Origin of the sequence: Rhizobium sp. 268, assembly GCF_036571585.1 — a bacterium.
GTDB lineage: Bacteria > Pseudomonadota > Alphaproteobacteria > Rhizobiales > Rhizobiaceae > Rhizobium > Rhizobium redzepovicii.
On record NZ_JAPPSO010000004.1, the window covers coordinates 219727 to 245451 of the forward strand.

Sequence of the window (25725 nt, forward strand, 5' to 3'; positions counted from 1 at the left end):
GATGCCTCGACTCGAAGCAGAAGAAAAACGGAAGAAACCGATAGCATCATCGGCTTTCCCGATGATGCTGTTCAGGAAACGATCAATTGCGCAGCCGGTAGCCGGTCTTGAAGATCCAGCCGAGCGTGCCAAGGCATATCGCCAGGAACACCGTGATCATCGCCAGGCTAATCGCCGGGTTGACGTCGGCGATCCCGTAAAAACTCCAGCGGAAGCCGCTGACGAGATAGAGCACCGGGTTGAGATGGCTGACCGCCTGCCAGAAGGGCGGCAGCATATTGACAGAATAGAAGCTGCCGCCGAGGAAGGTCAGCGGCGGCACGACCAGCATGGGAATGAGGTTCAGCTGCTCGAAATTGCCGGCCCAGATGCCGATCATAAAGCCGAACAGACTGAAGGTGACGGCCGTCAGCAAGAAGAACAGGATCATCATGAAGGGATGCTCGATCCTGACGTCGACGAAGAGATTGGCCGTAAGCAGGATGATGAAGCCGATGATCATGCCCTTGGTGGCGGCGGCCCCGACGTAACCGAGCAGGATCTCGGTCATCGCCACCGGCGCGGAGAGCACTTCGTAGATCGTGCCGGTGAATTTCGGAAAATAAATGCCGAAGGAACCGTTGCTGATGCACTGGCCAAGCAGCGTCAGCATGATCAGGCCCGGCGTGATAAAGGCGCCGTAGGACACGCCCTCCACCTCCTGGATACGCGATCCCACAGCCGCACCGAAGACGATGAAATAGAGCGAGGTCGAGATGACGGGCGAGATGACGCTCTGCAGCAGCGTGCGGCGCGTGCGCGCCATCTCGAAGAAATAGATCGATTTGATCGCCTCGACGTTCATTTGTCCGCTCCTACCAGCGCCACGAAGATGTCTTCGAGCGAACTCTGCCGCGTCGAGAGATCTTTGAAATGGATATTGTTTTCACCCAGCCGGGTCAGCAGCGCCGCAATGCTTTCCTGCTCGTTGTCGGCGTCAAAATCGTAAGTCAGCCGGCCGCCGCCGGCTTCCAGCGTCAACCCGTTGCCGGTAAAACAATCCGGAAGCCGTTCGAGCGGTTCGGTGAGATCGAGGATGAGCTGCTTGCGGCCGAGCTTTGCCATCAAAGCCGCCTTGTCTTCGACGAGCAGCAATTGCCCGCCGTTGATCACGCCGACGCGGTCGGCAATTTCCTCGGCCTCCTCGATATAATGGGTGGTCAGGATGATGGTAACGCCCGAGGCCCGAAGCTCCTGAACGACATTCCACATGTCCTTGCGCAACGTCACATCGACACCGGCTGTGGGTTCGTCGAGGAAAAGGATATCCGGCTCATGTGAGAGCGCCTTGGCGATCAGCACACGCCGTTTCATGCCGCCGGAGAGCTGGCGCAGCATATTGTCCTTCTTGTCCCAGAGAGAAAGCGCGCGCAGCACTTTCTCGATATGGGCGGGATTGGCCTTCTTGCCGTGCAGCCCGCGCGAAAAGCTCACCGTATTGAACACCGTCTCGAACTGATCGGTGGTCAGTTCCTGCGGCACCAGCCCGATCATCCCGCGTGTGGCGCGGAAATCCTTGACGACATCGTGGCCGGCGACCAGCACCTTGCCGCCGCTCGGATTAGCAATGCCGCAGATGATCGAAATCAACGTCGTCTTGCCCGCGCCGTTCGGCCCGAGCAGCGCCAGGATCTCACCCTTTTCGACGTCGAGGTTGATGCCTTTCAGCGCCTCGAACCCATTGGCGTAGGTCTTGGTAAGATTCTGAACGGAAATGATGGGGGCCATGCGTTACTCTTGAGGATTATCGAAGTATTTCGGCCCGCTATATAATGCCTTCATGACGCTTTGACATCCTTGGGAACGTGAACACTGCATTCGCGCCTTGCCAACACACGGCTGCCCACTGGCGTCGGATCTTTTGCGAGAGCCGCCCCGTTCCGGTGAAAAGAAATATAGCCGCCGTCGATGTCATCATCCGGTGATCTTCGTGCCCGATAAAGGAACCGAGGCCAGCACCGGCATCCGCCCCGCCGCCCATTCCTTGCGGAGCCGTCTTCGGGTGTTCTCGTTGCACCCATTTTCCGCTGCCTCGGCATGTAGTGAAAGTTATTGTTCAGTCACGAAGTGCTTGGAACCGGCCAGCATCCCCTGTTCAGCCGCGTTCGTCTTAGCCGGCCCTGCGCCGGCTTTCTTTTTGGCAGGTCGAAACTTCAAAGGCGTGGGCGGGCGGTGAGCAGTGCTCCCTCACAATTCGTCATAGTTGAACCAGTCGAAATCCGCGATCTTCCCGCGTCCCGACGTATCGAAGGCAAACACACCGGTGAAGGAGCCGGTGAAGGAGCCATGTTCGCCGCGTCCGCCCTCGTCGGAAATCATGCCGGCGTCGAGGATCGGGCCGATCGGCTGCCAAGCGCCCTTGCCCTCGGTCTGCCAGAAGAATTGCAGATCGTTCTCGCGAATTTCCATGGCGAGCTGGACACGGCCCTCAGCAGCGATCGCCACACCGCTTTCGGCGGGGAAGCTGAGGCGTCCGTTCGGATAATCGCCATTGCAGGAGAGGATCGTCACGCAGCGGCCGAGTGTTTCGTGCAGCGTCACGGCAACGGCGTGGAATTTATGGCGGTTGTAATAATGCGTCAGCCCCGCGACCTGCTGATAGGTGTCGGGCGCGAACTCGACAACGGTCTCGGCGCGGAAGCTGTGATGCTCCTGCCGACGGGCGACCAGCGACTGCTCGAACCAGGAGCCGATACTTTCGCGGGCAATCAGCCTGAGATGGCCGGGGCGGTCCGTCAGGTTGAAAATGCGCTCGGGCTCGGGCGTGCGCAGCCATTGGAAATCGGCCGGCAGCGTGCCGCCGTCGAAGCTGTATTCGCTGCGCATCGGCTTTTCCGCAGGCACGGCGCCGAAGAGGCCGGGCACATCGACATCGGGCACCGAGGTGCCATTTTCGAGATAGAGCCAGTCGTCATCGCCCCAGACGCATTTCTGCAGGCTCGTCTCCCGCCCCAGCGTGCAGCGCCGCTTCGGCGGCAGCGGTCGGCCGCAGAGATGGGTGTGATAGGCCTCACCCTCCGGCGTCTCGACATATTGGCCGTGTCCTGCCCGTTGCAGCACCGCGCCGGGATGATCCTTGGAGGTGATGAGATGCATGTTCGGATGCATCTCATAAGGCCCTTCGATGCGGCGCGAGCGCGCCATGGTGACGGCGTGGTCGTAGCCCGTACCACCCTCGGCGGTCGTCAGATAATACCAGCCGTTCTTCTTGAAGAGATGCGGGCCTTCGACGAGGCCGAGCGGACTGCCGGCAAAGATATTCTTGATCGGGCCTTTCAGCGCCTTGGTCGCCGGGTCCCATTCCTGCAGCAGGATGCCGTCGAAGGCCGGCGACTTCGGCGAGCCGCCATAGCTTTCGGTGCGGTGGTTCCATTGCATGTTGACGAACCACTTGCGGCCGTCTTCGTCATGGAACAGCGAGGGATCGAAGCCGGAGGAATTGACATAGACGGGATCGGACCATTCGGCCTCGATCGAGGGCGCGGTGACGATATAGTTCGGTGCATCCTTGAAACTGCCATCGAAGCGCTTGACGTCGGTATAGACGAGCCAGAATTGCCCGTCGGCATAGGAAAGGCACGGCGCCCAGATGCCGCAGCTGTCGGGATTGCCGCGCATGTCGAGCTGCGATCGGCGCTCCAGCGGCCGCCGCACCAGCGTCCAGTTCACCAGGTCGCGCGAATGGTGGATCTGCACGCCGGGATACCATTCGAAGGTCGAGGTGGCGATGTAATAATCCGCGCCGACGCGGCAGATTGACGGATCGGGGTTGAACCCGGGCAGGATGGGATTGCGGATCATGAAGGCCTCCTCCTAGCTATTATTGTGGTACGTACGTCAGCTACGGGGCCGAGATATCTCACGTCTCGCCCACATTCCTGTGCTTGTCACAGGAATCCAGCCGCCGCGCGTCTGCGCGGCGAAAGAATCCTTTCACCCCATGGACTTGGGCTGGCTGGATCTCTGTGCCGAACTCCGGGTCTTAATTGCCCCGACCTTCCCTACTCCCGCTCCGCCGACTTCGCCCACAGATTGATATCAGCCTCCCGGGCATAAACATCAATCTCCGCAAGCTCCTCGGCCGTGAATTCCAAATTATCCAGCGCCTTGACGCAATCGACGATCTGCGATGAGCGGCTGGCGCCGATCAGCGCCGAGGTCACGCGTCCGCCGCGCAGCACCCAGGCGATTGCCATCTGCGCCAGCGTCTGACCGCGCTTCTCGGCGATGTCGTTGAGCTTCTTTATATTGTCGATGATCGAGGGACGGATGAAGTCGCGCTTTAGAAAATGGTTTTGCGCCGCGCGGCTGTCGACCGGGATACCGTCGAGATACTTCGTCGTCAGCATGCCCTGGGCAAGCGGCGAGAACACGATCGAGCCCATGCCGACCTCGTCGAGCGCGTCGAGCAGACTGTCATCCTCGACCCAGCGGTTGAGCATCGAATAACTCGGCTGGTGGATCAGACAGGGTGTGCCGAGTTCCTTGAGGATGGCGGCCGCTTCGCGCGTACGCTGCGAATTGTAGGAGGAGATGCCGACATAGAGCGCTCGGCCGGAGCGGACGATATGATCGAGCGCGCCGCAGGTCTCTTCCAGCGGCGTGTCAGGATCGAAACGGTGGGAATAGAAGATGTCGACATAGTCGAGGCCCATGCGCTTCAGGCTCTGGTCGCAGGAAGCGATCACGTATTTTCGGCTGCCCCATTCGCCATAAGGCCCCGGCCACATGTCGTAACCGGCCTTGGAGGAAATGATCAGCTCGTCGCGAAGTCCGGAAAATTCGGTGCGCAGGATCTCGCCGAAGGCAGTCTCGGCGCTGCCGGGCGGCGGGCCGTAATTGTTGGCGAGATCGAAATGGGTGATGCCGAGGTCGAAGGCCGTGCGGCACATGTCGATCTTGCGGTCATGCGGTGTGTCGCCGCCGAAATTATGCCAGAGGCCAAGGGAAACGGCCGGCAGCTTCAGGCCGGAACGACGCGTGCGGTTATATTTCATTTTCGAATAGCGGTCTGCGGCTGGTTGCCAGCTCATCTGAAGGTCTCCTGAACCTATCTAAAGGCGCCTCTCCTTCTTACCCGCGCTTAACGGCGGCCGAAGGCTTAAACATCTCCGCCGTCAATCCTCGGCCTTTGTGCCGAGGATCTGCCAACAGAACGTTGTAGATGCTCGGGACAAGCCCGAGCATGACGAAACTATTGAAACAACCGCGCCGATACGGCAAGCGTACGACGCGAGCTCCGCTATCTCAACAGCGCCTGCGCCTCCTCGATGCCGAGAGCGGCCGGCTGCGTGCAGGTCGTGGTGAGGTCGATGAAACGCCCGTCCTCGCCCGATTTCAGGATCGAGGTCATGACGTCGACCCCGTGCAGCGTGCGGTCGAGCGAGCAGCGCGCGTCGCGGCCTTCGATCAGCGCCATCGCCATGTCGGCAAGGCCGGCGGTGCGGTAGTTGGCGCGCGCTCCGTTCGGGTTTTCCTGATTGATCTTGCCGAATGGATGCTCCCAGTCATCGAGCGGCTTGATGTTCTTGTCGCGGCCGCTTGCCTCGACCGTGCCGCCGAAGAAGTTCGGATCCGGCACGTAGAGCGAGCCGTCGGTGCCGTAGAGCTCCATATTGGCATGGCGATGCGACCAGACGTCCCAACTCGCCGACAGCGTCACGGTGGCGCCGCTGACGAATTCGAGCAGCGCCTGGATCGTCGTCGGTGTCTTCACAGGGATGATCTCGCCATTGCGCGGCTCACTGGTGATGGTGCGGGTCGGCGACGCCATCGAGGTCATGGCGCCGACGCGTTTCACCGGACCGATCAGGTTGATCAGATTGGCGATGTAATAGGGGCCGAGATCGAGGATCGGGCCGCCGCCCGGCAGGAAGAAGAAATCCGGGTTCGGATGCCACATCTCCATGCCGGGGCTCATCACGTAGCAGGCGCCCGACGTCACCCGGCCGATGCCGCCGTCGTCGATGAACTTGCGGGCGAGCTGATGGGCGCCGCCGAGGAAGGTGTCCGGCGCGCAGCCGACGGCAAGGTTCTTTTCCCTAGCGATGTGGCGAAGCTCTTCACCCTCCTCAAGCGAAAGCACCAGCGGCTTTTCGGAATAGACGTGTTTTCCAGCCTCGAGGATCGACTTCGACACCCGGAAATGCGCATCCGGGATCGTAAGGTTGACGACGACGTCGATCTCGTCATTGGCGAGAAGCGCGTCGATCGTCTGCGCCTTGACGCCATATTCCTTGGCGCGCGCCTCGGCCGCCTGCACGTTGATATCGGCGCAGGCCAGCACCTTCAGCCCCTTGAAGAGCGGTGCCAGCGAAAAGTAGGTGGTGGAGATGTTGCCGCATCCGATGATGCCGACGCCAAGTTCCCTGGTCATGATGTGCCTCAATAAGTCTGGAAGGATGCAATCGAGCGGCTGATGTTGCGGTCGATATCTTTGGGATTGTCATGTTCGACGACGAAGTGCTTCGCCTTGGTGGCGCGCAGGGCCGTCATCAGCTTGCCCCATTCCACCTTGCCGTGGCCGACATCGGCCCAGCCGTCTTCGTCCTTGGCCTCGCCAGCCGGCGCGATGTCCTTGACATGCACGGCAGTGATACGCGAGCCAAGCTTTTCGATCCAGGCGAAAGGATCGGCATTGCCGCGAATGACCCAGGCGATATCGGCTTCCCAGGAAATATCAGGCGCCCCCTCGAAGAGGCGCTCGATCGGCAGCGAGCCGTCGGCCAGCTTGACGAATTCGAAATCGTGATTGTGCCAGCCGAATTCGTAGCCGGCTTCCTTGTACGGCTTGCTCATCTGCTGCAGGTGTTTGCCGAAGGCGACCCAGCCGGCAGCGTCGGTAGGGCGCTGCTCAGCGGCCAGATGCGGCGCATAGATGGAATCAATGCCGAGAATCTTGGCAATGTTCAGCGACTTCTGCACGTCCTTTTCCAGGAAATCAGGGCTGAAATGGCCGGTCGCCATCACCAGGCCGTTCTTGTCGAGATCGGCGCGAAGGCTCTTCAGCCCCGCATCGTCGAGATCGGCATAAATGCCGCCGAAGCCCTCGACTTCGGCATAACCCGCCTTGCCGAGCTTTTCGAAAATCGCCGAATAAGGCTGGAAGTTGCGCGCGCTGTACAGTTGGTAGCTGAGTTTCGTCATCATATTCTCCTCGGGCCTCGTGCCCATGCTTGGGAAGGATCAATCCGCCGATTGGCAGGAATGCAGGTCGTAGAACCGGAACTCCGGAAGCGCGCCGCGATCAAGCGGCCGTGCCGGAGTAAAGGTGATGCGGCGGCTCTCGCCGGCTGCAAGGTCGAAGGCATTGTCGGAATATTTGCCGTCCGTACCGGTCTCGATCATCACAAAGAGCGCAAGTCCCCTCGCGGTGACGTTGATATCGATCGCGCCACTCTCCTCGACATATTCGTGAGTGGCGGTCAGGCCCGAAGGCTGCAATTCCAGCGCCTTATAGGTGCCGTTGACATAATGCCCCTCGCCGCCCATGCCGTTCGACGCGGTGAAATGCCAGGCAAGCAGCGTGTCGGCGGGAATTTCGTAGACGTCGATGCTCGCAGCCGTCACCGCCGCATCCGGCGAGCACACGGCTTGCACGTCCTTCAGGTGCAGGCGCTCGCCCTTCATGGTCAGAGCCGAGATCGAAAGATCGATGCTGATATCTTCAAGCGTGTCGTTGACCAGCGAGAGGCGGATCGTCTTGCCGTCCTCGGAAGGAATGGCTGCGACCGCGACCGGCTGGAAGAAGCGCTTGACGAGATAATGCATCGCCTTCCAGCGGCCGCCATAGTCGAGGCTGGACCAGGAGGCGACCGGCCAGGTGTCGTTGAGCTGCCAGTAGATCGTGCCCATGCAATGGGGTTTGAGCGACCGCCAATATTCCACCGCCGTCTTGATGGCGAGGCCCTGCTGGATCTGGGAGAGATAGACGAAATTCGGAAAATCCTTGGGGAAACGGAAATAACGGAACATCGTGCCGGCGATACGCTCGTTGCCGCCGGCATTCTTCTGGTGCAGTTCCATAACGGGTGAAGCGACGTTCATGTCCTTCTCCTCGGCATAGGTCTTGATGACGGGCAGCGAGGTATAGGACTGGAAGCCGAATTCCGAGCAGAAGCGCGGCCGCACCGAGCGGTAATTGTCGAACGACTTGTTCTCGTGCCAGACCGACCAGTAGTGCATGTCGCCTGAGCCGTCGGCATGCCACGCATCGCCGAAATCAAGATAACCCGATGCCGGGCTCGACGGCCACCAGAGCGCGCCGGGCAGCGCCTTCTTCACCGCCTGCTCGATCGTCCGGTTGAGGCGGTCGTAGGAGACGAGATAGCGGTCGCGGTCTTTCCGTGATTCCTCGAACCAGGTGAGCGCTCCCACAAGCTCGTTGTCGCCGCACCAGAGCGCGATCGAGGGATGTGAGGAAAGCCGGCGCACTTGGTAGTCGACCTCAACAGCCACATTGTCGAGGAAGTCCTCGGTCGAGGGATAGAGGTTGCAGGCGAACATGAAGTCCTGCCAGACCATCAGGCCCAGCCGGTCGCACAAATCGTAAAAATGATCCTGCTCGTAAAAGCCGCCGCCCCAGACGCGGATCATGTTCATGTTGGCGGCTACGGCCGATTGCAGCAGATCTTCGGTCTTTTCAGGCGAAGACAGCGAAAACAGCGCGTCGGCCGGGATCCAGTTGGCGCCGCGGCAGAAGATCTCGCGGCCGTTGACCTTGAAGGCGAAGCGGCTGCCTGATGCATCCGGCGTGGTAATCAGCTCGATGGTGCGAAGACCGATCTGCTTCGTCACCTCATCCGTCGGCAATTCGACGGACAGGCTATAGAGCGCCTGCTCGCCGCTGCCGGAAGGCCACCATAGCCGCGGATTGTCGATATGGAAGAGATGGTTGACATGGGTCTCGCCATGGACGCCGACATCGAGGCGCACGCGCTCGCCATCGAGATCGAAATAGACCTGCGCAATACTCGGCCCCTTGGAATAGAGCGTCGCCGTCACCGTCAGATCGACCGAACCGTCAAAATTATGCGTCTGGCGGGTGACGACATGTTCGATGCGCGCGGTCTCGAGCTTTTTCAGCGCGATCGTGCCGTAAAGCCCGAACGGCGCAATGGCGATATTCCAGTCCCAGCCGAAATGGCATTGCGGCTTGCGCAGCATGTTGCCATCCGGGATCGGCGAATTGCCCGTGCTGTAGGGGATATAGAAGGGCTGCTTCTTCTGCCGCTCGGCCCCGACGGCGGGGTTGGAGTCGAAGACAATGCGGATGACATTGTCGCCAGATTTCAGCATGCTGGACACATCGGGCCGGTAGCGGCGGAAGCTGTTGTCGGCTTCGAGCGCCAGGAAGCCGTTGACGTGGACGCTGGCGACCGTATCGAGGTAGTCGATATCCAGATACCAGTCGCCGTCGACCTCCTGCAGCGTGAAGCTGCGCTCCACCGCCCATTCACGCTCGGCGACCCACTGCACCTTTTCCTCGTTGCGGCCGAAATAGGGATCGGGGATCAGCCCTGCCCGGTGGAGCGCCGTATGTATGTCGCCCGGCAGCATGATCGCGGTTCGAATCTCGCCATCGACGGAGGCGAGCTGCCACGAACCGGAAAGGTCGATATTGGGGTTGGTCGATGAATGCGTCACGATGTCGTTTCCGAATTACGGTTTTGAAATGGACGGCGCATGATCGCCGTCCGGCCATTGTCGTTCGTTGTGACCCTTCTTCCCCGTCATGCTCGGGCTTGACCCGAGCATCCACTCGGCATCAATCGGCAGCCTCGGCATGGGTCCTCGGGTCAAGCCCGAGGATGACGGAGAGCGAAGTTAGCCTCTTGCCAAGCTGGCGCCGGCCTCAGGGAGGGTGGAGCGTTGGTAGAATTCATACAAACAGCCCTACAGCAGGCAGGCGGCCCGATCTCCGGCCCGCCCGCAAATTTCCTTAGAGACGCAGCTCACTCTCGGCGTCGAACACCGAAGCCACCGTCATGTCGAAGCTCAGCTTTACCTTGGCTCCGACGTTGAAGCGGCGCGCACCGTTGACGCGTACCGACATCGTGTGACCGGCATGTTTCAACCACAGGAGATTGTCCGCACCCATCGGCTCCTCGATATCGACGGTCGCGTCATGCTCTTCGCCGCCGACATTCTCGTTGACCTTGATATGCTCTGGGCGAACGCCGAGCACCACCTTGCGGCCGGGCTGCAGCACCTCATTGGCGTCGTAGGCAGCGAGCGAGAAAATGACGCCGTTGGCGGAAAAGGCAATGCCGTCGCCTGATTTGACCAGTTCGCCGCGCAGGAAATTCATCGACGGCGAGCCGATGAAGCCGGCGACGAAGAGATTGCGCGGCCTGTTGTAGATCGTCGTCGGATCATCGAGCTGCTGAATGATGCCGCTCTTCATGATGGCGATGCGGTCGGCAAGCGTCAGCGCCTCGATCTGGTCATGGGTGACGTAGATCATCGTGTTCTTCAGCGACTGGTGCAGGCGCTTGATTTCGACGCGCAACTCCGAGCGCAGCTTAGCGTCGAGGTTGGACAGCGGCTCGTCGAACAGGAAGACGTCGACATCGCGCACCAGTGCCCGGCCGATCGCCACGCGCTGGCGCTGGCCGCCGGAAAGCTCAGCCGGCTTGCGCTTCAGCAGTGGCTGAATCTGCAGGATTTCGGAGGCACGTGCCACCCGCTTGTCGATCTCGGCCTGCGGCACCTTGGCAACGCGAAGGCCGAAGGACAGATTCTTCTCGACCGTCATCTGCGGATAAAGCGCATAGGACTGGAACACCATGCCGATGCCGCGGTCCTTCGGCTCCTCCCAGGTGACGTTCTTGCCCTTGATGAAGATCTGCCCTTCAGAGGCATCGAGCAGGCCGGCGATGCAATTCAGCAAGGTCGACTTGCCGCAGCCGGACGAGCCGAGCAGCACCAGGAACTCGCCGTCGTTGATGTCGAGGTTGAGATCTTTCAGCACGCTCACCGCGCCGAAATTCAGCGACAGATCCTTGATGGAAACGCTTGAGTTGGAGACACTTGAATTCACGTTCATGGGATCAACCCTTCACTGCGCCAGCGGCGATGCCGCGGACGAAAAGCCGTCCCGACACGAAGTAGACGATGAGCGGCACGAGACCGGTGAGGATCGTTGCCGCCATGTTGACGTTGTATTCCTTCACGCCCTGGACGGAATTGACGATGTTATTGAGCTGCACGGTCATCGGATAGGTATCCGGCCGGGTGAAGACCACGCCGAACAGGAAGTCGTTCCAGATGCCGGTCACCTGCAGGATCATCGCGACGACGAAGATCGGCAGCGACATGGGCAGCATGATCTTAAGGAAGATCTGCCAGAAGCCCGCGCCGTCGACACGCGCTGCCTTGAACAGTTCTTCCGGCAGCGACACGAAATAATTGCGGAACAGCAGTGTCAGGATCGGCATGCCGAAGATCGAATGCACGATAACAAGGCCGGTCAGCGTGCCGTAAATGCCGATTTCGCGCAGGATGATGACGATTGGATAGATCATCACCTGATAGGGAATGAACGCCCCGATGATGAGGATCGAGAAGAACAGCTCTGACCCCTTGAAGCGCCAGTTTGCCAGCGCATAACCGTTCACCGAGGCAATGGCGATCGAGATGATGACCGACGGCACGGTGATGCGCACCGAGTTCCAGAAACCGCGTGACAGGCCATCACAGTTCAAGCCTGTGCAGGCCTCCGCCCAGGCCTTCACCCAGGGCTCGAAGGTGATTTCCATCGGTGGCGAGAAGATATTGCCGAGGCGGATTTCCGGCATGCCCTTCAGCGACGTCACGACCATCACGTAGAGCGGCAGCAGATAATAGAGCGCCGCGATGGTCAGCGTTCCGTAGAGCATGATGTTGCGCGACGACAGCGCCGGGCGCGGCTTCGCGCCGCTCGGGCCTTCGCCGAGTCTCGGTGCGACGGCATCGATACCGGCAACGGTGGTGTTGAGAGTTCCTACATCAGCCACGCTTGCGCCCTCCGCCGAATTCGAGATAGGCCCACGGAACGATGATGATCGCGACGGTGACGAGCATCATGGTCGAGGCAGCAAAGCCCTGCCCCAGGTTCTGCGCCTGGAACATGTAGTCGTAGACGTATTTCGCCGGCACTTCCGAGGAAATGCCCGGCCCACCCGATGTCTGCGCCACCACGAGGTCGTAGACCTTGACGATGCCGGAGGCGATGATGACGATTGTGGTGATGAACACCGGCCGCATCATCGGGATCACGATGAATAGATAGGTCTTCCACATCGGGATACCGTCGACGCGCGCCGCTTTCCAGATGTCCTCGTCGATGCCGCGCAGGCCGGCAAGCATCAGGCACATGACGAGGCCCGTTCCCTGCCAGAGCGCGGCGATCAGAATGCCGTAGATGACGATTTCAGGCGTATAGAGCGGATTGAAGGTGAAGCTCGTCCAGCCCATCGAACGCACGACCGACTGAATGCCGAAATCGGGGTTCAGAACCCATTGCCAGACAAGGCCCGTCACGATGAAGGACAGCGCGAAGGGATAGAGGAAGATGGTGCGGAAGGTGTTTTCGAAACGGATCTTCTGGTCCATCAGCGCGGCGAGCATGAAACCGATGACCAGGCTGAAGATCAGCGAGAGCACGCCGTAGAGAGCCAGGTTCTCGATCGCCGTCACCCAGCGGGGTGCCGCCCAGAGGCGCTCGTACTGATCGATGCCGACAAAGCTCAACCGCGGAAGGAGCTTGGAATTGGTGAAGGAATAAAAGACCGTCCAGAACGTGCCGCCGACAAAGATCACCAGCGCTGTCAGGATCATCGGAATGGACGCAATCTTGGCATTCAGATTGCGCAGTAACTTGATTGGCCGGCCTGCTTGCGCTTGACCCGTCATGAACACTTCTCCTCAATTCGCAGCTGCGACCCGTAGCAGAACGGGTTGGCAGCGTTTGCCATCCTGTCCCGGGATTCGCCGGAATGCCGGAGACACGCCGCCGGCCGGACCATTGGTCCGGGGGACGATCCGGCTCCTCAAGAGCCGGATCGCAAAGGCAGCGAATCTACCGATCAGTCAGCCGAAGCGATGATTTTGGCGAAACGCTTCTGAGCGTCCTCCGGCGTCATCGACGGGTTGGCGAAGAATTCGGAGAAGAGGTCTTCCTTCTGCTTCTGGCTGTCGGCCGAAAGCAGCTGGTCGGTACCTTGGATCACGTTGCCCTTGGCGAGGATGTCGAGACCCTTCTTCATGCAGTCGTTTGCGGCGGCGAGATCGACATCGCCGCGAACCGGCAGCGAGCCCTTTTTCAGATTGAAGGCAACCTGGGTCTTGGGATCGAGCAGGGTCTTGGCAAGCACGGCCTGCGCCTTGGACTTTTCCTCGTCCTTCAGCAGCGGGAAGTAGAAGGCATCGCCGCCGGTCGAGATGATCTCGTTCACGCCGAGGCCCGGCAGGCATGTGTAGTCGGTTCCGGCCTTCTGACCGGCGAGCGCGAATTCACCCTGCGCCCAGTCGCCCATGATCTGACCGCCGGCCTTGCCTGTGATGACGAGGTTAGTGGCCTGGTTCCAGTCCTGGACGTTGCTGCCTTTGGCCATACGCCGCGCATCGTCGGCGGCCTTGAACACCTTGGCGATTTCAGGACCGGCGGCAACTTCCGCATCCTTGTCCTTGAAAACCTTGTTGAAGGTATCCTTGCCGGCGACGGCGACCATCAGCACGTCGAAGGCGCCTGTCGCCTGCCACGGCTGGCCGCCGACTGCGAGCGGAATGATGCCGGCCTTTTCGAGGGCCGGAGCGGCGGCGACGAACTCGTCCCAGTTCTTCGGAACCTCGACGCCGGCCTTCTTGAAGGCGGCATTCGACAGCCACAGCCACTGCCAGGAGTGGATGTTGACCGGAGCGCAATAGATCTTGCCGTCGATCGTGCAGGAATCGAGCAGGCTCGCCGGGCGGATGATGTCTTTCCAGTGCTCGGCAGTCGCTACGTCGGTCAGGTCGCGCATCAGGCCAGCCTGAACGAGCTCCTCAGCCTGGCGGCCATGGTTGAACTGGGTGGCGCCCATCGGGTCGCCGCCGGTGATGCGGCTGATCATGATCGGACGGGCGGTGCCGCCGGAACCGGCGATCGCGCCGTCGACCCAGTGATTGCCGGTCGCGTCGAACGCCTTCGCCAGCTCGGCCACAGCAGCCGATTCGCCGCCTGATGTCCACCAATGCGTGACTTCGAGATCGGTAGCATTGGCGGCGCCGAGCGGAAGCGCGACCGAAGCGGCAAGCAGAGCCGCCATAATACGAATTTTCATGAGTTTTCCTCCCTCACTGAAACGTTGCCGGAAAAACTTAGATCAATCGATTTCAGCACGCAACCGCCCGCCTTCAAATTTTTCCGCGACAATGGGAATTACTACTTGTGCATGTTTCCTGGCGGCCCGACCATCCCCACCGAACGGGCATTCAGGCGAACGATCTCGCACATGCACTTTCAATTTAAAAAATTGATAATACACAGTAAATTCTGAATAGTTGTATTAAATTCCGCCGCATCCATTTCGCAAGTGCAAAAAATCAGGGCATGAGCCGTGGATTCAACCTATGCACACAATGCCGCAATGCACACAGGAAAAAATCCTCGACATTTCAACTGTATCGTTACAGATTGCGCTTCTTAGGGAGGCGCGATTTCGGCAGGCGGCGGGCTTACGGCGCCTGAAAAAGCCTCTATAAGCGACACCAATTCGCGCGAGGCAGGCCTGCAGGGATGGAAAACAAGGGAAATTTCGGGCAAGCAGCATCGCCAGCGGCGCGCGAACGCCCGACGTTGAAGACGATCGCCTTCATGACCGGGCTCGGCGTGACGACAGTGTCACGCGCCCTGAAGGATGCGCCCGACATCGGGGCGGAAACCAAAGAGCGGGTGCGCATGGTCGCCCGCCAGCTCGGTTACCAGCCAAACAGGGCCGGCGTACGCCTGCGCACCGGCAAGACCAACGTCATTGCCCTGGTCCTCAGCATCGACGAGGAGATCATGGGCTTTTCGAGCCAGATGGTCTTCGGCATCTCCGAGGTCCTGTCCGGCACGCCCTATCATATTGTCGTTACGCCGCACTCCCACAGCAAGGATCCGATGCTGCCGGTGCGCTATATCCTCGATACCGGCTCGGCCGATGGCGTCATCATCTCGCGCATCGAGCCGGACGATCCGCGCGTGCGGCTGCTGACCGAGCGCGGCATGCCCTTCGCCACCCATGGGCGCACCGACGCCGGTCTCACACATCCTTTCCATGACTTCAACAACGAAGCCTTCGCCCACCAGGCGGTGGAACGGCTCGTCAAACGCGGCCGGCGGCGCATCGCCCTGCTGCAGCCGCCGAGCAAGCTCACCTATTACGCCCATATCCGCATCGGCTTTCAGACCGGCCTGCATGATTACGGCGCCGAGGAAGTGCCGCTGCGCGTCAACAGTGACGCGCCACTCGCCGACATTCGCGACGTCGTCGAGGTGATGATGCGCTCACCCAATGCCCCTGACGGCATCGTCTGTTCGGCCGGCAGCGCGGCGATCGCCGTCAATGCCGGCATCGAGGCCGCCGGCAAGGCGCTCGGCCGCGACCTCGACATGGTATCCAAGCAATCGGTGCCGATCCTCAACTGGATCCGCCCGGAGATCATCACCGTCCAGGAAGACGTGCGTCAGGCCGGCCGCGAAATGGCCAAAGCCGTCATCGCCCGCATCGACGGCGTCGAACCGGAACTGCTGCAGAGCATCAGCCAGCCGATCTGGCCGGAGGCTGAAAGATAGGGTGATGGCGCATGGGAGTGAAGACCTGCGGCGTGGCGCGGTGTATATTGCCACCCCGCTAGCCAGTAAAAGCCGCTAGCCGCTTTCGGCCCGAGGCAGTCATTGCGGAAGGATTGAAGTTTGATTCCGTCGTGCTGTGGTAGGCGGTTAGCAGGGGCCGGTTACTTTGTTTGTCACTCGCCAAGCCAAGGACTTTTCCACACGAGCGATGTCGATTCTCGACGCTTTGCCTTTCTCAAGGATCAGCATAGCCGGTGTTGAACCATAGGCACATGCTCTTCGAAGAGCCTTGAGAACAGGGCCATTTATGAGCAGATAATCACCCAGATCAACGCAGTTAGGTTCGCCTGTGTCAATCAGATTGCCGTTGGAATCACACCGCTCAATGTAGTGGAAATTGTTTGCTGCAACTGAAAGCCGATTAACGGCAGCGGTCGCGCTGAACATCTCCCAGAAGAAATATGTGACAATGACGATAAAGCCAACAAGTACGCTGACCTGTAAAGGCCAAGAGCAAGACTAGGGTTGGCTTCATCGTCCCGCATCATGTGCTCCTCGGCTTGGGGCAGACGTAGAATGCTACGGATACTATCGGCTTTGAAGGCGATCGCAATATCAACAATTGGCGCAAACGCGACCGCCGCCAGACTCAAATGAAGAGCTTTCACTCATCGTCAAATATCGGCGTGAGGCCGACCAGGAGGCCCGGTCAGCCCTCCTCCACATTCCTCGGCACGCTCGAAAAAAAGCCAAGATTGCCCGCCATCTCGCAGCGAGCCACGGGGATATCGACAGAATGCAGCAGCAGAGCGGCGTGCCCTATTTCAGCCAATGGGAAACACCCGGCATGACGCTGCCGGTGCTTGCCGAGGGGGCGCAGGCCCTGCTCGGCGATCCGCTCTGGCGCCATTCCGGCGCCGCGACGATCGAGGAATATGCACGCTGGGCAGTCAATGTCTGCGGCATGGCCTGCCTGAAGATGATCCTTGCCGCCCGCGGTGAGATCCATCCGACCCTTGAGCTTGCCCGCGCCTGCACGGCCTATGGCGGTTATGTCGTCGACGAGATCGATGCTTCGATCAAGGGGCTGATCTACGCACCCTTCGTCCGCTTTGCTGCCGACCGATTCGCGCTGAGCGCGGAGACGGTGACAGGCGTCGAGACGTCTGCCATTCCAGAGCTTCTATCAAAGCGGCGCTTCTTTATCGCCTCTGTGCATTCGGGCATCCGCTGGCCAGAGCGCCAGCCGCCGTCGAAGGGCGGTCATCTGGTGCTGGTGACGGCGGCGAGCGACGAGGCGATCCGCTTCCACAACCCGTCCGGCCATGACGAGGCAAGCCAGGCTGATGTGACGCTGCCGCTTGCCGTCTTCGACCGTTTCTTCGCCAATCGCGGCATATCTGTCGACGCCTGACCCTTTCAAAACCTGACCCTTCCGGAGGCTTACATGACCCCTTCCCCCAACAGGCTGCGCATCGCCGTGCTTTTCGGCGGCCGCTCGGCCGAGCACGAGGTGTCCGTGCTCTCAGCAGCCAACGTCATGGGTGCGCTCAAGCCCGAGAAGTATGACGCCTTTCCTATTTTCATCACCCGCGAGGGGCGGTGGCTCACGAGCAGCTTCGTGGACGGCGCCTTGGCGACACCTTCATCGGGCACGGAAATCTGCCTCGTGCCGGGCGGCTGCGGCCGGGTAATGGCGATCCCTGCTAATGGCGCACCGCATGAGTTGGCGGCGATCGACATGCTGTTTCCCGTGCTGCACGGCCTCCATGGCGAAGACGGATCGGTACAGGGGGTGGCGCAGGTGGCGCGTGTGCCGCTTGCAGGCTGCGGCATCCTCGGCTCGGCCGCAGCGCTCGATAAAGAGATCGCCAAGCGGCTGCTCAGGGCGGCCGGCCTACCGGTCGCCCGCGCCGTGACGATCCATGAAGGGACGACCCCGTCGCTCGCAGCGCTCGAGAACGAACTCGGCCTGCCGCTGTTCATCAAGCCGGCGCGCCAGGGATCGTCGATCGGCGTCGCCAAGGTTCATGCCAGCCAAGAATTCGCAGGCGCTCTTGCCGAAGCCTTCCGCCACGATCGCACCCTGCTCGCCGAGGAGTTTATTACCGGCCGCGAGATCGAATTCAGCGTGCTGGAGGATGCGGCTGGAAAGCTTTTCGTTTCACGCCCCGGCGAGATCGTCCCGGCGGAAAGCCACGGCTTCTACAATTACGATGCCAAATATATCGACGAGAACGGCGCGGCGCTGAAGGTGCCGGCCGAGCTGCCGGCCGAGGTCGAAGCCGCCATGCGCGACGCAGCGGCAGAAGCCTTCCGGGCCGTTGGCTGCGATGGAATGGCGCGCGTCGATTTCTTCCTGACCTCGGATATGCGCTTCGTCATCAATGAGCTCAACACCATCCCCGGCTTCACCGATATCAGCATGTATTCCAAGGCGATGGCGGCAAGCGGCATCAGCTATGCCGAAGTCATCGACCGGCTGGTGGAACATGGCGTGGCGCGCGCGGGCCGGGCCGGCTAAATCATGAACAGGTTGGTGCTCATTTCCGGATGTTCCGGCGGCGGAAAGTCGACCCTGCTTGCTGAACTCGGCCGTCGCGGTCATGCGATCGTCGAAGAGCCTGGCCGACGGATCGTCAAGCAGGAGCTCGAAGGCGACGGCGCGGCCCTGCCCTGGATCGACATCGCGGCCTTCGCCCGCCGCGCGATCGAGATGGCGGCGGCCGACCACGCGGCGGCGCGCGGGCAGGCCGGCTGGACCTTTTTCGATCGTGGGCTGATCGATGCCGCGTCGGCGCTTCAGCACCTGACCGGAGAACCGATCCTGGAAAAATTGAGCGCTTTCCACCGCTATAACACCAGGGTCTTTATCACCCCGCCATGGCCGGAAATCTATCTCACCGACCCCGAGCGCCGCCACGGCTTTGACGAGGCGGTCGCAGAATATAGCCGGCTTGCCGCGATCTACCCAACGCTTGGCTACGACGTCGTCACGCTGCCGAAAATCGCGGTTGCTGAACGGGCGGATTTCATCCTCGATCGCTTGGAAGCAAAGTAACCGCTCCGTCCGCTTTCTCAGCGCCGGCGAAAGACACACCACTGAAACGACTGCCGGCCGCCGCCGGGTGTCGTGTGCTCCTCACGCCACTCGCGTTCGAGCGCGAAGGCGGACGAAAATTCGGTCGCAAGCGCTGCCGCGTCGTAACGCTGGACCGGCAGACCGCTGCACCGCTCCGGCCCGTCCGGCGCGAAGGTCGCGATGATCATGATGCTTCCCAGCTCCGTACCGGTTTCGAGCGCATGGCGATAGGCCAGCCGCCGCCCGGGATCGGTCAGGAAGTGAAAAACGGCCCGGTCGTGCCATACATCGTACCGGCGGTCAGGTTTCCATGCGGTGACGTCGGCAACCAACCAGGTGATTCGAACGGCTTCGTCCCCGAGCCGCGCCTTGGCGACGTCGAGCGCCGGCGCGGCTATATCGAGCACGGTGAGATCGGACCAGCCGCGCTCGACGAGACGGTCGACAAGGCTCGATGCCCCGCCCCCCACATCGATCAGCGAAGCCGAGGCCGGCAGTTGCAGCTCATCGAGCACATGCAACGAAGGCCCGGGCGTCTGCTGATACCAGCTGACGCTGTCGGCCGCTTTCGTGCGATAGACCTCGTCCCAATGTTCACGCTTCGCGTCCGTCATCCGGCAGCCCATCTCTTGCAGAGCCCGATCCTGACCTATCAAGATGTAAGGATTGAGACGTCCGTCAACCGCCTTACGCCTGCGAACTTGATCTCACGAGGCCGAGTGACGATAGACAAGATCGGCAGGAACGGTTCGGGGCGCTGCGGGATCGAGACGCGCCCCAAGCCGCTCCGCAACGGCAACGGATGCGGCATTGCCGGGAGCGATATAGCTTACCAGCGAAAAGGCCCAGTCCCGCAGCGCCAGGGCCGCCTCGGTCGCATAACCCCTGCCCTCATGGCCCTCATAGACGAACCACCCCAGTTCCTTTTCCGGAAAGAGCGGCCCATGATTGATCCCCACCTGACCGACGCATTCGCCGCTCTCGGCAAGCGCGATCATCAAAGCCCCATGCCCGAAAAGCTGCCAGAGCGCCACGTCGTGGCAGAACATCCCCCACGCGGCCCTGAGATCGAACGGGCCGCCCATTCCGGCCGACCGCGGCGAAGCCATCAGCCGCGCATAGGCTTCGAAATCATCGATCTCGGGTTTCCGGAGAATTGGCCGCTCGGTTCGGAGAGTGATCGCGCCGGTTCCGGACATGTCATCGCCTTCTGTTGAACATCTAGCTTTCGAACGCCGGAGCGAACCGAAGCGTACCGCTCGGCGCCGGCCCGTGGAGGACAATGTGTTGGACGAGCCGCGTATCGAGATCGTGATAGCTGAGTCTCCCGTCGCTGCTGAAGCCCGCGCCGCGATAGACGTCGGGATTGCCGATCAGCGCGCATCCGCTGGCACCCATCTGCTCCAGCAATTCCAGCCCGCTGGCGATCAGCGCCTTGCCGATGCCCTGCCGCTGCCTGTCCGGCTTGACCGAGATCGGGCCGAGCCCGAACCAACCCGCATCGATGCCGTCGATCGTTACCGGCGAAAACGCGACATGCCCGAGAATCTCGCCGTCCTCTTCGGCAACCAGCGACACCGTCAGATCGCCGCTGGCGCGAAGCCTCCCAATGATCGCCGCTTCCGTGCCGTCGCTGTAAGCCATCGGCTCAAAAGCAATCGATGTCAGATCATGGATCGCGTCGATATCATCAGGCGTCTCGATTCGGATGAGCATCTTTGTCAATTCCCAGGCGTGTTGTCTCGCGCAAGCAGTGTCTTACCCCATTGAAACGAAATGTCGTAGATCCGAGAGAATCCTGCGGGAATCCGTTGCCCTCTTCCGCCGGAGATTATCCGAGGATATATACTAAGGCCCGTGGGCACCGTCCTGCTGATCGAAACATCGGAGCGTAACATCTCTGCCGGCACCGTCCGGAGGCTGTGTGCGTCTTCGCAATCAGAGGTTCTGCGATGAATGATATCGCCGATCACGGTGTTCGTTTCGGACGAATTGCCGCCATGCTGCCAGTCAAGGACATGACCAAGGCCTACGACTTTTACGCCAATGTCCTCGGCTTCAAGAAAATATTCGAGAACGGAAATCCTGTCGGCTTTATGATCCTGAAGCGCGATCAGGGCGAGCTGCATCTCACCTTGCAGCCGAACCACAAGGCTGCGGACTTCAATGTCGCGCATTTGATCGTGGACGATGTCGACGCACTGCATGCGCTTTGCCGACAATATGGGCTGAGGATCATCAAAAGCCTTCAGGACAAGGACTACGGATTGCGGGCCTTTGTGTTCGAAGATCCCGACGGCAACCGCATCGACGTCGGTCAACCGATCTAGCCGGGCCGATGGGCACTGGATGGGGAATGCGGATACAGCCCCATCCAGCGCTGGAAAACACCGGAATTCCGCGGCGAACGCCGGATCAAGACTGGTGCCGGGCGGCTGTGGGCTGTGAAAAAGCCCGACGCAACGGCCGGACTCTTCCTCGATCTCTTCTCGGCAAACCTTAGAAGCTCGCCGCACCGCTGCCCCAGGGGCCGTGGTGGAAATCCTTGCCGTCCAGGCGATCGAAGCCGTGGGCGCCGAAGAAATCGCGCTGCGCCTGGATGAGGTTTGCCGTGCCCCTGCCCTGGCGGTAGGCGTCGAAATAGGTGAGCGCCGAGGTCAGCGCCGGCACCGGCAGGCCGGCCGAGATGGCGGCCGCGACGACGCGGCGCAGCGCCGGGATCGATTCCTTGACCATGTCTGAGAAGGCCGGCGTGACGATCAGGTTCGCAGCGTCCGGGGCCTTGGTGAAGGCCGAGGTGATCTCATCGAGGAACTGCGAGCGGATGATGCAGCCGGCGCGCCAGATCCTGGCAATGGTCGGCATCGGCAGCGACCAGTTGAACTCACGCGAGGCTTCCGCCATCACCGCGAAGCCCTGCGCATAGGCGCCGATCTTGGCGGCAAAGAGCGCCAGTTCCAGATCCTTGTTCAGCTCGGGACCGTAAGCGATCGGGAAAGAAACGGCCTGCGTGCCGAAGATCTTTTCCGCCGCTTCGCGCTGCGACTTCATCGAGGAGAGGCTGCGGGCGGCGACCGCGGCTTCGATTGCCGTTGCCGGAATGCCCATGTTCTGCGCTTCGATCGCCGACCATTTGCCGGTGCCCTTCTGGCCGGCCTTGTCGAGGATCATGTCGACCATCGGGCCGCCGGAAACCGGATCGGTCGCCGCAAGCACCTTCTCGGAAATCTCGATCAGGTAGGAGTTCAGCCGGCCCTTGTTCCATTCCCCGAAGATGCCGGAGATGTCGGAGGCACTCTTGCCGAGGCCGTCGCGCAGGATGCCGTAGATTTCGGCGATCATCTGCATGTCGGCATATTCGATGCCGTTATGGATGGTCTTGACGAAATGACCGGCGCCGTCATTGCCAAGCCAGGCGACGCAGGGTTCGTCATTGTAGCGGGCGGCAATCGAGGTCAGCACCTTCTCGACGCGCTTCCAGGAGTCTTCCGTGCCGCCGACCATGATCGACGGGCCATGGCGCGCACCTTCTTCGCCACCGGAAACACCCATGCCGATGAAGGTGAGATCAGTGTCCTTGAGGCGGTCGAAGCGCGCGACGGTATCGCGGAAATTGGCGTTGCCGGCATCGATCATGATGTCGCCCTTGGACAGATGCGGGCGCAACGCCTCCATCTGCTGATCGACGGCATCCCCCGCCTTGATCATGATGATGATCGGGCGCGGCGGCCGGATTGCATCGACGAACTCTTCGATCGTCTTGCAGGGAATAATCTGCTTTTTCAGATCGCCGGCGCTTTCGTAGAATTCGTCGGTTTTCTCAGGCGTACGGTTGAAGACCGCAATTTTATTGCCTTTCTCCGCGATGTTGAGCGCCAGGTTGGAGCCCATGACCGCAAGACCGATCAGTCCGATTTCTGCCTTTTCCACGACAAACCTCCGATGTGTCATTTGGACCGGTGTTGTGGCACTGTCTCGGTCAAACGGCAAGTCTCGCAAGGGTCTAATCGGTTCGCAAAAGCAATGAAATGACGCTTGCAATATCCCGACTTGTCCGACAACCACTTGCGCCGGCTCATCGGCAACCAAGTTTTCGCACGACCTGCCCTTGATGCCCTATCTGATGGTATCATCGGCGTTTCGGGAGATACTGTCTTGGCACCGGAAAGACGAAAAGATACGGCGCTGCTCGCTGCCCGTGCCGGCCGCTACCGCGAATATGCGCCGCCGCCGGCGCTGCGACGCCATTTCAACCGGTTCTGGTCGCATGCGCTCCATGACGGACCGCCGGCAAAGGTGGCGATCGTGCCGGACGGCTATTGCGACCTCCTCTGGATCGATGGCCGGCTGGCAGTCGCCGGGCCCGACAGGACGGCGGCCTTTCCCACTCTCCGGCCGGGCACCACGGTCATCGGCGCACGTTTTGCGCCGGGCGCCGCGGCACCCTGGCTGAAGACGCCGCTCTCGGCGCTGGTCGGCTGTTCGGTGCCGCTTGCCGACATCGGCTGGGAGCACGCGGCCGAATTCGAGGCACGGCTTGGCGATTGCCCCGATCCAGCCGATGCCATGGCGCTATTCGGCCGCCTGCTCGAAGAGGCCGTGCGCGATGCGGACGAACCCGCTGAGGATGCCGCCGTGATCTTCGCCGCTGCCGACGGCCGCCGCCCGGCGTCCGGGCTGCTCGGCCGGCTCGACATGAGCGAAAGGCAGCTGCGCCGCCGCTGTCACCACCATTTCGGCTATGGCGCCAAGACGCTGGAACGGATCCGTCGGTTCCAGCGTTTCCTCGACCTCTGCCGCAGGACAGGCACGATACCGCTTGCCCATCTTGCACTCGAAGCGGGCTTTGCCGACCAGGCTCACATGACGCGCGAGGTCGGCGAGCTCTCGGGCCTGACACCTAGCGCCATTCTTGGCCAACTCAGCATGCCGAAAAGGCCGGGCTGACCGTTTTGTTCAAGACGCCGCGGATCGGCCTGTTATGACAGCAAGACCCAATATCGAGGACCTGCAAGCCATGTCGACGATGCCCGCGAAAATCATCCACCAATCAATCGAGCGCGACTGGCGCGACGTCTATGATTTCGCCGGCAAGCCGGAGAACATGCCGCTCTGGGCCTCTGGCCTTGCGAGCGGCCTCGAGCCGAACGGCGCTGACTGGATTGCCCATGGCGCGCTTGGCACCGTTAAAGTGAGCTTCGTGCAGACCAATGAATTCGGCGTGATCGACCACACGGTGACGATCGAATCTGGTCTCCGGGTCTATAATGCGCTGCGCATCGTGCCGAACGGCGACGGCTGCGAGGTCATGTTCACGCTGTTGCGCCTGCCCGGCATGACCGATGCGCAGTTCTCAGCCGATGCCGCCCATGTCGAGAAGGATCTCGCCATGCTGAAAGCCCTGATGGAGAGATAGATGTCCGAGAAGTCAGAAAACCACGATCGCCGCATCGATTATGTCGAATTCAACGTTGCCGACATCGCCGCCGCCAAAGCCTTTTACGGCTCGGCCTTCGGCTGGCGTTTCACCGATTACGGCCCCAATTACTGCGAATTCGACGATGGCCGGCTGAAGGGCGGCTTCACCGATTTCGGCCCCGTTCGACCGGGTGGCCCGCTGGTTGTCGTCTACGCCAGGGATCTCGAAGAGGTGCTGACGTCGGTCGAGAGAGCCGGCGGCACCATCGTCCGGCCGATCACCGATTTTCCCGGAGGCCGCCGCTTCCATTTCCTCGACCGCGACGGATATGAACTCGCCGTCTGGGCGACTGCCTGAAGGTGCCTGGCTAGTCGCGGCCAGCTATTGATCAGCCAGTTGGCTGCTGTGGCTCGATATCCTCCATGACGAGCAGCGCGCCAATCACCGTACCGCCGACATCGCGTAGCGGCGACATGCGACAGCGCACTTGCCCCGGTCCGCCGCTACCGTTCGGACACTCATAGGCGTAGTCGATCTGCTCACCGGCAAAGCAGTCGTCGAGCTTGTATTTGGCGCACGCGGCAAACAGCTCCTCTCCGATGAATTCGGAAAGATGGCGGCCGATGAGTTCCATCGGCTTCTTGTTGAGATAGGCGCAGTTGGCTGGATTGGAATAGAGGAAGCGATAGTCCCTGGTCAGCACCACCACCCGGTCCGGTAGGCTTTCGAGGATTGCCGAATTGAGAAACTGACCATTGTCGGTATCAGGCACATAGGCCGGCGGTGGCTCGATGCGCACGTCCTGCGGCGACGGCACGCGCCAGTCCGGGCCATGCGTGCCGAAATAGCGGTCAAGCAGGTAGGAAAGCACCGTCGTGTGCTCGGTGACGCTGGCGCTGTCGTCGGCGTCTTGGCCGATGAGATGAGTCACAAACTGCAGCTGCATGTAGACTTCGAGCAGATTGACCGCTTGATGGGCGAGGATTGCCTCGACCAGCGGCTCGACATGGCCGTCGAGCGCCGTGACGCGCTGATCATCACCCAGGCGTATGGCTTCCTCTATCTGCGTGCAACGCAAGGAAAAAGCTCGAAAAAGCTCCAGCAAGACGCCCAACTCCCATTGGCCCAAGAGACGGTCCGAGACCTATTATGGCTGCACATTTCGAAAAATGCGCCCTTCGGTAGACATTATTCGCGTCTTGGTAGTGACGGGTAACATAAAAATGCACTCAGTTTCAATCCGAGACCATTGCCGCTTTTCACCGCTGATAATTGGGGGTGGATATTCTGAAAGCATGTCGCGCAAAAGCGTGTCGCGGTTTTGCAGATAACGACATGCACCAAAACAAAGAACTGACGCGCGAGAGCGAATCCGATAGATCGCGT

At 60.8% G+C, this 25725-nt stretch carries 24 protein-coding genes; 8 read left to right on the forward strand and 16 right to left on the reverse strand.

Annotation, left to right across the window (positions count from 1 at the left end):
- Positions 1–82: 82 nt before the first annotated feature.
- From OS035_RS09770 to OS035_RS09820, 11 genes are all read right to left on the reverse strand, one after another.
- Positions 83–844: an ABC transporter permease gene (locus tag OS035_RS09770; protein ID WP_012557935.1), complete on the reverse strand. Its 762-nt coding sequence runs from the start codon at positions 842–844 to the stop codon at positions 83–85.
- Positions 841–1767: an ABC transporter ATP-binding protein gene (locus OS035_RS09775; protein WP_097625773.1), complete on the reverse strand. Its 927-nt coding sequence runs from the start codon at positions 1765–1767 to the stop codon at positions 841–843. Before OS035_RS09775 ends, OS035_RS09770 begins: the two co-directional genes overlap by 4 nt.
- A gap of 459 nt (positions 1768–2226) precedes the next feature.
- Complete coding sequence (locus OS035_RS09780) at positions 2227–3840, reverse strand: glycoside hydrolase family 43 protein (RefSeq protein ID WP_097625775.1); 1614 nt, start codon at positions 3838–3840, stop codon at positions 2227–2229.
- A gap of 200 nt (positions 3841–4040) precedes the next feature.
- Positions 4041–5072, reverse strand: a complete 1032-nt coding sequence (gene mgrA / locus OS035_RS09785) for an L-glyceraldehyde 3-phosphate reductase (protein WP_097625776.1) — start codon at positions 5070–5072, stop codon at positions 4041–4043.
- A 209-nt stretch (positions 5073–5281) separates the two neighbouring features.
- On the reverse strand, positions 5282–6415 hold the full coding sequence (locus tag OS035_RS09790; protein ID WP_097625777.1) for a Gfo/Idh/MocA family protein: 1134 nt from the start codon (positions 6413–6415) through the stop codon (positions 5282–5284).
- 8 nt (positions 6416–6423) lie between these two features.
- Complete coding sequence (locus OS035_RS09795; RefSeq protein WP_097625778.1) at positions 6424–7185, reverse strand: sugar phosphate isomerase/epimerase family protein; 762 nt, start codon at positions 7183–7185, stop codon at positions 6424–6426.
- A 39-nt stretch (positions 7186–7224) separates the two neighbouring features.
- Complete coding sequence (locus OS035_RS09800; protein WP_183779357.1) at positions 7225–9684, reverse strand: beta-mannosidase; 2460 nt, start codon at positions 9682–9684, stop codon at positions 7225–7227.
- 295 nt (positions 9685–9979) lie between these two features.
- Positions 9980–11086, reverse strand: coding sequence for an ABC transporter ATP-binding protein (locus OS035_RS09805; protein ID WP_097625780.1), 1107 nt, complete (start codon positions 11084–11086; stop codon positions 9980–9982).
- Between the two features lie 4 nt (positions 11087–11090).
- Positions 11091–12035, reverse strand: coding sequence for a carbohydrate ABC transporter permease (locus OS035_RS09810; protein WP_003594053.1), 945 nt, complete (start codon positions 12033–12035; stop codon positions 11091–11093).
- The gene (locus OS035_RS09815; protein WP_097625781.1) at positions 12028–12933 is read right to left on the reverse strand and encodes a carbohydrate ABC transporter permease; all 906 of its coding nucleotides are present in this window, start codon (positions 12931–12933) and stop codon (positions 12028–12030) included. Before OS035_RS09815 ends, OS035_RS09810 begins: the two co-directional genes overlap by 8 nt.
- Positions 12934–13106: 173 nt before the next feature.
- A complete protein-coding gene (locus OS035_RS09820; protein WP_097625782.1) occupies positions 13107–14342 on the reverse strand; it encodes an ABC transporter substrate-binding protein in 1236 nt (411 codons plus the stop codon).
- Positions 14343–14797: 455 nt separating this feature from the next.
- Here OS035_RS09820 and OS035_RS09825 point away from each other — a divergent pair, with 455 nt between their 5' ends.
- From OS035_RS09825 to OS035_RS09840, 4 genes are all read left to right on the forward strand, one after another.
- Positions 14798–15838, forward strand: a complete 1041-nt coding sequence (locus OS035_RS09825) for a LacI family transcriptional regulator (protein ID WP_097625783.1) — start codon at positions 14798–14800, stop codon at positions 15836–15838.
- Between the two features lie 796 nt (positions 15839–16634).
- Positions 16635–17252, forward strand: coding sequence for a C39 family peptidase (locus tag OS035_RS09830; RefSeq protein WP_183779359.1), 618 nt, complete (start codon positions 16635–16637; stop codon positions 17250–17252).
- Positions 17253–17285: 33 nt separating this feature from the next.
- The gene (locus OS035_RS09835) at positions 17286–18362 is read left to right on the forward strand and encodes a D-alanine--D-alanine ligase family protein (protein WP_097625785.1); all 1077 of its coding nucleotides are present in this window, start codon (positions 17286–17288) and stop codon (positions 18360–18362) included.
- Positions 18363–18365: 3 nt separating this feature from the next.
- Positions 18366–18899 carry an AAA family ATPase gene (locus tag OS035_RS09840; protein ID WP_097625786.1) on the forward strand — a complete coding sequence of 178 codons (534 nt, stop codon included), beginning with the start codon at positions 18366–18368 and terminating at the stop codon, positions 18897–18899.
- 17 nt (positions 18900–18916) lie between these two features.
- On the opposite strand, the gene OS035_RS09845 is transcribed toward OS035_RS09840, so the two are convergent.
- The 3 genes from OS035_RS09845 to OS035_RS09855 all read right to left on the reverse strand — a co-directional run bounded on the left by OS035_RS09845 (position 18917) and on the right by OS035_RS09855 (position 20636).
- Entirely contained in the window at positions 18917–19534 is a 618-nt protein-coding gene (locus tag OS035_RS09845; RefSeq protein WP_183779361.1) for a class I SAM-dependent methyltransferase, read from the reverse strand.
- 93 nt (positions 19535–19627) lie between these two features.
- Positions 19628–20119 carry a GNAT family N-acetyltransferase gene (locus OS035_RS09850; protein WP_183779363.1) on the reverse strand — a complete coding sequence of 164 codons (492 nt, stop codon included), beginning with the start codon at positions 20117–20119 and terminating at the stop codon, positions 19628–19630.
- Positions 20120–20141: 22 nt separating this feature from the next.
- Positions 20142–20636 (reverse strand): GNAT family N-acetyltransferase, encoded by a 495-nt coding sequence (locus tag OS035_RS09855; RefSeq protein ID WP_183779365.1) that lies wholly within the window; start codon positions 20634–20636, stop codon positions 20142–20144.
- 236 nt (positions 20637–20872) lie between these two features.
- On the opposite strand from OS035_RS09855, the gene OS035_RS09860 reads away from it, so the two are divergent.
- Entirely contained in the window at positions 20873–21250 is a 378-nt protein-coding gene (locus tag OS035_RS09860) for a VOC family protein (RefSeq protein ID WP_183779367.1), read from the forward strand.
- Between the two features lie 169 nt (positions 21251–21419).
- Here the strand turns inward: OS035_RS09860 and gndA are convergent, their stop codons facing one another.
- Positions 21420–22871 (reverse strand): NADP-dependent phosphogluconate dehydrogenase, encoded by a 1452-nt coding sequence (gene gndA / locus OS035_RS09865; protein WP_179610373.1) that lies wholly within the window; start codon positions 22869–22871, stop codon positions 21420–21422.
- A 204-nt stretch (positions 22872–23075) separates the two neighbouring features.
- Here gndA and OS035_RS09870 point away from each other — a divergent pair, with 204 nt between their 5' ends.
- The 3 genes from OS035_RS09870 (at position 23076) to OS035_RS09880 (ending at position 24696) form a co-directional block, all read left to right on the forward strand.
- Entirely contained in the window at positions 23076–23867 is a 792-nt protein-coding gene (locus OS035_RS09870; protein WP_183779369.1) for a helix-turn-helix domain-containing protein, read from the forward strand.
- Between the two features lie 70 nt (positions 23868–23937).
- Entirely contained in the window at positions 23938–24336 is a 399-nt protein-coding gene (locus tag OS035_RS09875) for a polyketide cyclase (protein WP_097625791.1), read from the forward strand.
- Complete coding sequence (locus OS035_RS09880; protein WP_003594033.1) at positions 24337–24696, forward strand: VOC family protein; 360 nt, start codon at positions 24337–24339, stop codon at positions 24694–24696.
- A gap of 31 nt (positions 24697–24727) precedes the next feature.
- On the opposite strand, the gene OS035_RS09885 is transcribed toward OS035_RS09880, so the two are convergent.
- Positions 24728–25444, reverse strand: coding sequence for a PAS domain-containing protein (locus tag OS035_RS09885; RefSeq protein WP_183855082.1), 717 nt, complete (start codon positions 25442–25444; stop codon positions 24728–24730).
- Between the last annotated feature and the right edge of the window lie 281 nt (positions 25445–25725).